This is a genomic window from Dyella sp. C11 (assembly GCF_003121485.1).
Taxonomy (GTDB): Bacteria; Pseudomonadota; Gammaproteobacteria; order Xanthomonadales; family Rhodanobacteraceae; genus Dyella.
The window spans coordinates 53407-60386 of the sequence record NZ_QAVX01000027.1 but is presented as its reverse complement, the minus strand read 5'-3'; the positions used below and the strand labels follow the sequence as shown (position 1 = coordinate 60386).

At 62.8% G+C, this 6980-nt stretch carries 6 protein-coding genes; 2 read left to right on the top strand and 4 right to left on the bottom strand.

Annotated elements, in window-relative coordinates; translation table 11 throughout:
* Window positions 1–149: 149 nt before the first annotated feature.
* The 4 genes from ykgO to DK366_RS19415 all read right to left on the bottom strand — a co-directional run bounded on the left by ykgO (window position 150) and on the right by DK366_RS19415 (window position 4305).
* Window positions 150–275: a type B 50S ribosomal protein L36 gene (ykgO, locus tag DK366_RS19430; RefSeq protein WP_109127204.1), complete on the bottom strand. Its 126-nt coding sequence runs from the start codon at window positions 273–275 to the stop codon at window positions 150–152.
* A gap of 137 nt (window positions 276–412) precedes the next feature.
* The gene (locus tag DK366_RS19425) at window positions 413–1309 is read right to left on the bottom strand and encodes a LysR family transcriptional regulator (RefSeq protein WP_109127203.1); all 897 of its coding nucleotides are present in this window, start codon (window positions 1307–1309) and stop codon (window positions 413–415) included.
* Between the two features lie 484 nt (window positions 1310–1793).
* Window positions 1794–3812, bottom strand: a complete 2019-nt coding sequence (locus DK366_RS19420; protein ID WP_109127202.1) for an NADPH-dependent 2,4-dienoyl-CoA reductase — start codon at window positions 3810–3812, stop codon at window positions 1794–1796.
* 235 nt (window positions 3813–4047) lie between these two features.
* On the bottom strand, window positions 4048–4305 hold the full coding sequence (locus tag DK366_RS19415; RefSeq protein WP_109127212.1) for an acyl-CoA-binding protein: 258 nt from the start codon (window positions 4303–4305) through the stop codon (window positions 4048–4050).
* Window positions 4306–4419: 114 nt separating this feature from the next.
* Between DK366_RS19415 and cmk the strand changes: the two genes are divergently transcribed.
* Entirely contained in the window at window positions 4420–5100 is a 681-nt protein-coding gene (gene cmk / locus DK366_RS19410; RefSeq protein ID WP_198651634.1) for a (d)CMP kinase, read from the top strand.
* A gap of 180 nt (window positions 5101–5280) precedes the next feature.
* On the top strand, window positions 5281–6954 hold the full coding sequence (gene rpsA / locus DK366_RS19405) for a 30S ribosomal protein S1 (protein ID WP_109127201.1): 1674 nt from the start codon (window positions 5281–5283) through the stop codon (window positions 6952–6954).
* Window positions 6955–6980 lie beyond the last annotated feature (26 nt).

Sequence of the window (6980 nt, the reverse complement as noted above, 5' to 3'; positions counted from 1 at the left end):
CCCCGCCCCCCCGTCACCCCGCCCACCACCGAACCCCGCCCGGCCGCCTCACGCGCCCTCCATCCCGGGGGGGGGGGCAGCCGGATGGAATGGGCAACAAAAAAGGGCCGCTTTCGCGGCCCTTTTTCACGACACGTCGCAGCTAGAAATTAGCGCTGACGAGCCTTGAAACGCGGGTTGCTCTTGCAGATCACGAACACTTTGCCGCGACGACGCACAACCTTGCAGTCACGGTGCCGCGCCTTGGCGGACTTCAAAGAGGAACGCACCTTCACGGCCAGCTCCTGAAACTATCGAAAGAAAAAATTCAAGACCGCAATCATAAACAGTTTATTGACCTCGCACAAGTCCTTGGATCGACTGCGCAAATCGGTCGTTCATGGAGCCTGAGACGTAAGAAACGGCCTCTGCCTCAATCCGGCTCCATCATCGCGCTTAAAAAGCGACGCACCACGGGGTTCGGGTCGTCCACGCGGCTGGCCAGCGCCAACAGCATGAAGGCGTCAGGGTCTTCCAGGCGCAGGTAGGTGACGCCGGCCAGGCTGACCGAGCGCATGGACGCCGGCACCAGCGCCAGGCCCATGCCGGCGGCTACCAGCACCAGCAGGCCATTGATCTGCTGCGCATGCTGGCGGATCAGCGGGTGGAAATTGGCCTTGGCGGCGATCTGGGCCAGGCGGTCGTACAGGGTGGCTGCCAGTTCGCGGGGCTGGACGACAAAGGCCTCCATGGCCACTTCGCGCAGCCAGATGCTCTCGCGGTCCGCCAGGGGGTGGTTGGAGGGCAGGGCGAGCAGCAGGGGCTCACGATCGATGACGTCAAGCCGGAGGCTCTTTGCCATGCCGGGGTGTTCGGGTTCGTCGCGGACGAAGCCCACATCGACCTCACCGGCCATCAGGGCGGCGTACTGCTGCTCGGTGTACATCTCGCTGAGCATCAGCCGCACCTGCGGCGCAAAGCTGCGATAGCGCAGCAGCGTCTGGGGCAGGGCGGGGTGGAAGGTCACCGAGACCGTATAGGCCAGGCGCAGCTTGCCGCTGAACCCGGTGGCCGCATCCGCCATCTGGGCGCGGGCTTCCTCCGCCTTGTCGAGGATCTGGCGAGCCTGTTCCAGGAACAACTTGCCGGGTTCAGTCAGCGAGACGTTGCGCTTGTTCCGCTCCAGCAGGCGAACCCCGAGGTCGTTCTCAAGTGACTGAATCTGCTGGGAAAGCGGAGGCTGCGAAATGTACAGGCGCTGAGCTGCCCGCGTAAAGCTGAGCTCTTCGGCGACCGTTACAAAGTAACGAAGCTGACGGAAGTCGAACATTTCAGGGCTTTAATACGATTTGCATATAAGTGACGGGGGAAAAATATATTGGTTTCTATAATTAGTCGATCATATTATTTCTTTCGTCCCGCCACCGTCCCCTCCCCCCAGGTGGCGGCGACCCTCGCCCCGCTGCGACGCTATCCCCGCGATGTCTGGTCTTCCTCCCCCCTGACCCACATCGACGCGTCGCCCAGCGGGGCGCTTTCTTTTCTGACAACGCCCGGCCTTGCGCCGGGCGTTGTCGTTTTGCCTAAAGCCCTCCGCCAGGGCTCTTTCTGTGGGAGCGCACCTTGTGCGCGACCGGTATCACCTCGGTCGTCACGCCTTGTGTTGCAAGACCTAACCCTCACCGTCATTCCCGCGGAAGCGGGAATCCAGTGTCTTTCACGCTCGCCGAAACGCCCTCAAAGTCGCTGCATTCCCGCTTTCGCGGGAATGACGGTGAGGGGAGTGGCGATGGCGCAGGACCTGATGATGATTGTTATAGCGTCGCCGCCAACCGCGTGCCCTGATCAATCGCACGCTTCGCATCCAGTTCGGCCGCGACATCCGCGCCGCCGATGACATGGGTCCTGATGCCTGCCGCGATCAATGCGTCAGCCAACGAGCGATTGGGTTCCTGCCCGGCACAGATGATCACATTGTCGACCGGCAGCACCTGCGGCTGGCCGTCCACCGTGATGTGCAGGCCTTCGTCATCGAAGCGTTCGTAGGTGACGCCGCCGAGCATATTCACGCGCTTGGCCTTGAGCGTGGCGCGATGCACCCAGCCCGTGGTCTTGTTGAGGCGCGCTCCCGGACGGCCTTCCGAACGCTGCAGCAGCCACACCTGACGTGCTGGCGCTTCCGGTTGGGGCTTGGCCAGACCGCCACGCGTATCCAGTTGCATGTCCACGCCCCATTCGCGGGTCCAGCGAGAAATATCCAGCGTGGCGGACGGTGCGTGTTCAACCAAAAATTCGGCCACGTCGAAGCCGATGCCGCCGGCGCCGATGATCGCCACGCGCTTACCCACCGGCTTGTTATGGGCAAGCACGTCCAGGTAGTTGAGTACACGCGGATCGTCGCTGCCGGAAAAATGCACGGCACGCGGCGTGATGCCGGTAGCCACTACGACTTCATCGTGACCGTCTGCCGCGAGTGCCGTGGCCTCAGCTCGGTGACCCAGCTTCAGTGCGACGCCAGTGTCCTCGATGCGATGGCTGAAATAGCGCAGCGTTTCGTGGAATTCTTCCTTGCCCGGAATGCGCTTGGCGTAATTGAACTGGCCGCCAATCTCGCTGGCCTGATCGACCAGCGTGACGGCATGACCACGCTCGGCCAGCGTCGTTGCGCAGGCGAGTCCGGCGGGGCCGGCACCGATCACGGCGATGTTCTTGCGCGACGTGGCAGGCTCGATGCGCAACTCGGTTTCATGGCAGGCACGCGGGTTAAGCAGGCAGCTGGCAAGTTGCTGCTTGAATACGTGATCAAGACACGCCTGGTTACACGCGATGCAAGTGTTGATGCGCTCGCTGCGCCCTGCTTGCGCCTTCCTGGGCCACTCTGGATCGGCCAGAAGTGGGCGAGCCATCGACACCATGTCCGCTTCGCCGCTGACGAGAATCTGCTCCGCCACGTCCGGCATGTTGATGCGGTTGGTGGTGATCAGCGGGATCGACACCTCGCCCTTGAGCTTCTTCGTGACCCACGCAAATCCTGCGCGTGGCACGCTGGTGACGATGGTCGGCACGCGCGCTTCATGCCAGCCAATGCCGGTATTGATGATGCTGGCGCCGGCCGCTTCGATGGCCTTGGCCAGCGTGACGATCTCGTTCCAGTCCTGGCCGTTTTCGACGAGATCAAGCATGGACAGGCGATAGATGATGATGAAATCGCGGCCCACCGCTTCGCGCGTGCGACGGACGATTTCCACGGGAAAACGCATGCGTTTCGTTGCATCGCCGCCCCAGGCATCGCTGCGCTGGTTGGTTCGCTCGGTAAGGAACTGGTTGATCAAATAGCCTTCCGAACCCATCACCTCGATGCCGTCGTAACCGGCGTCCTGGGCGAGCCTGGCGCAGCGCACGAAGTCGCGGATGGTGCGCTCCACGCCGCCGGCGGAAAGCGCGCGCGGCGTGAATGGCGTAATCGGTGATTTGATTTTCGACGGCGCCACCGACAGCGGGTGATAGCCGTAGCGGCCGGCATGCAGGATCTGCATGCAGATCTTGCCGCCCTCGGCATGCACCGCACGCGTGAGCTTGCGATGGCGCGCCACGTGCCAGGGCATCGACAGCCGTCCGCCGAACGGTTTCAGCCACCCCTGGATGCGGGGGGCGATGCCGCCGGTCACCATCAGGCCCACGCCGCCGCGCGCGCGTTCCGCGAAATACGCCGCGAGCTTGTCGTAGTCGCTGGATTTGTCCTCGAGCCCCGTATGCATCGAGCCCATCAGGATGCGGTTGGGCAGGGTGGTGTGCCCGAGGTCGAGCGGAGAAAACAGGCGAGGGAAGTTCATGCGGACCGTCGGCGTGGGTCAAACGATCGTATGAATGTGCCTGTTGGGGGCGTGTGAAAGCAAGAGGCCTCGCCGTGACCGGGGCAGGGGGCGATGCGAGCCCACACGCGACCTCACCGTCATCCCAGCGGAAGCTGGGATCCAGTGACTTGTCGCTTGCCTGGCGCCTCAAAGGCGCTGGATGACGGTGTAGAAGGGGGGGGGGGCTCGCAGACCGCGGCCGCAAAGCAGCCGCTTAAGCCAGCAGTTCCTGGACAAGATCGATGTAACGCTGCATGGCCGCCTCTTCGGAAAGGCCGCGCAATTGCGCCCAGGCCTCGTACTTGGCGGTGCCCACGAAATCGAAGAAGCCCGGCTGATCGCCGTGGACATTGCCTTCCGAGCCCTGCTTGTAGAGGGCGTAGAGCTTGAGCAGGGTGTCGTTGTCCGGCCGCTCGCCAAGCCGCTGGATGTCTTCGGCGGCCTGTTCGAATTCGTGGCGCAGATCGGTCATGGTTGAGACGTGCATGGTCATACGGACTGTAAGGATCGGATAGGCAACCCGCGTTCCGTGCGAGGACCAACGCGATAGCATATGCGTTTTCTTTCGCCGCCGTCAGGAGTGCCCATGACCTCGTCATCGTCCGTCCCCGTTCTCACCATCGACGGACCCTCGGGGTCAGGCAAGGGCACCATCAGTCGCATGGTCGCTGAGAAACTGGGCTGGCGCCTGCTGGACTCGGGGGCGCTGTACCGTGCCGTTGGCTATGCGGCGGGCATGGAAGGGCTGGATTTGTCCGATGCCGAGGCGGGCACCCGGTGCGCCCAGACCACCAAGATCCGCTTTGTCGCAGCCACCGACGGCAGCGATACCCGGGTGATGGTCAACGGGCACGACGCCACGGACGAATTGCGCACCGAAACGGCCGGCGGTGCGGCCTCGGCCATCGCCTCGATTCCTTCGGTGCGTCAAGCACTTGTGGACATGCAGCTGGGTTTTCGCAAGGCCCCGGGGCTGGTGGCTGACGGGCGTGACATGGGTACCGTGATCTTCCCGGAGGCACCCTTCAAGGTGTTCCTGACCGCCAGCGCCGCCGAACGGGCGAAAAGGCGCTATAAGCAGTTGAAGGAAAAGGGACTGAGCGTTACACTTGCTACCCTTCAGCGCGAGATCGAAGCGCGTGACGCCCGTGATGCTTCACGGACAGTCGCGCCGCTCAAGCCGGCCGAGGATGCGGTTTTCATCGACACCACCGGCATGGGCATCGACGACGTCGTCGCGAAAGTATTGGCTGTCGTGCAGTCCTGATGGACTGCTGATGGCTTTTGGCGCCTCCGCCCTCAAGCGGAGGATATTGGTCAACGGTGCCAAAGGAACTCCCAGCGAAGGGATGTTCCGCGACACCCATAACCGGTGGGCCGAACGTCCGTGCGCCATACAACAGGTGCGCACAAGGACCTAAGGCCTTTTCTCATTTCTGGAATCAACATGACTGAAAGTTTTGCCGAGCTGTTTGAACAGAGCCAACAGGCCATCTCCAAGCTGAAGCCGGGCGCGATCGTCACGGGTATCGTTGTGGAAATCCGCAACGACGTCGTCGTGATCAACGCTGGCCTCAAGAGCGAAGGCATCGTCCCGATCGAGCAGTTCAAGGACGAGAGCGGAGAGCTGGAAGTGCAGGTGGGCGACGAGGTGAAGGTTGCCCTCGACGCGCTGGAAGACGGCTTCGGCGAGACCAAGCTCTCCCGTGAGAAGGCCAAGCGTTCCATGGTGTGGGACGACCTCGAGCAGGCCTTCGACAAGGAAGAGACCATCACCGGCAAGATCTCCGGCAAGGTCAAGGGCGGTTTCACCGTCGACATCAAGGACGTCCGCGCATTCCTGCCGGGCTCGCTGGTCGACGTCCGTCCGGTCCGCGATCCGGTCTACCTGGAAGGCAAGGACCTCGAGTTCAAGATCATCAAGCTCGACCGCAAGCGCAACAACGTTGTGGTCAGCCGCCGCGCCGTCGTCGAGACCGAGTTCTCCGAAGAGCGCGAGAAGCTGCTTGAGCGCCTCACCGAGGGTGCAGTGGTCAAGGGTACGGTCAAGAACCTCACCGACTACGGCGCGTTCGTGGACCTGGGCGGTATCGACGGCCTGCTGCACATCACCGACATGGCGTGGAAGCGCGTGCGTCACCCGTCCGAAGTCGTCAACGTCGGCGACGAGCTGGACGTCCGCGTGCTGAAGTACGACCGCGAGCGCAACCGCGTGTCGCTGGGCCTGAAGCAGCTGGGCGACGACCCGTGGGTCGCCATCGCTCGCCGCTACCCGGTCGGCAGCCGCCTGTTCGGCAAGGTCTCGAACGTGACCGATTACGGTTGCTTCGTCGAGATCGAGCCGGGCGTGGAAGGCCTGGTCCACGTGTCCGAAATGGACTGGACCAACAAGAACGTCAACCCGGCCAAGGTTGTGCAGGTCGGTGACGAGACCGAAGTGATGGTGCTGGACGTGGATGAAGAGCGTCGCCGCATCTCGCTGGGTATCAAGCAGACCCGCTCGAACCCGTGGGAAGCCTTCGCAGCAATGCACAAGAAGAACGACAAGGTGTCCGGTCAGATCAAGTCGATCACCGACTTCGGCATCTTCATCGGTCTGGACGGTGGCATCGACGGTCTGGTTCACCTGTCCGACATCTCCTGGCAGGCGTCGGGCGAAGACCTCGTTCGCAACTTCAAGAAGGGCGACGAGATCGAAGCCGTGGTGCTGGCCGTTGATCCGGAGCGCGAGCGCATCTCCCTCGGCATCAAGCAGATGGAGCAGGATCCGTTCGGTCAGTTCATGGCCACCAACCCGCGCGGCACCATCGTCAACGGTACCGTGAAGGAAGTGGACGCCAAGGGCGCCGTGATCGATCTGGGCGAAGGCGTCGAGGGTTACCTCCGCGCCAACGACATCGCCAAGGAGCGCATCGACGACGCCACGCAGCACCTGAAGGTGGGCGACAAGGTCGAAGCCAAGTTCACCGGCATGGACCGCAAGGGCCGTCAGCTGCAGCTGTCGATCCGCGCCAAGGACGAAGAAGAACTGAGCGACGCCATGGCTGAGTACTCGTCCGCTTCGGGCGGCACGACCAAGCTTGGCGCACTGCTCAAAGAGCAGCTCAACAAGGCTGACTAAGCAGTAAAAAAGCAGGAATGCGGGGC

What these genes read in the sequence shown, in the direction of transcription:
- DK366_RS19425 (WP_109127203.1), bottom strand. Translation starts at nt 1,309, where the DNA reads ATGTTCGACTTCCGTCAGCTTCGTTACTTTGTAACGGTCGCCGAAGAG.
- DK366_RS19420 (WP_109127202.1), bottom strand. Translation starts at nt 3,812, where the DNA reads ATGAACTTCCCTCGCCTGTTTTCTCCGCTCGACCTCGGGCACACCACC.
- DK366_RS19415 (WP_109127212.1), bottom strand. Translation starts at nt 4,305, where the DNA reads ATGACCGATCTGCGCCACGAATTCGAACAGGCCGCCGAAGACATCCAG.
- cmk (WP_198651634.1), top strand. Translation starts at nt 4,420, where the DNA reads ATGACCTCGTCATCGTCCGTCCCCGTTCTCACCATCGACGGACCCTCG.
- rpsA (WP_109127201.1), top strand. Translation starts at nt 5,281, where the DNA reads ATGACTGAAAGTTTTGCCGAGCTGTTTGAACAGAGCCAACAGGCCATC.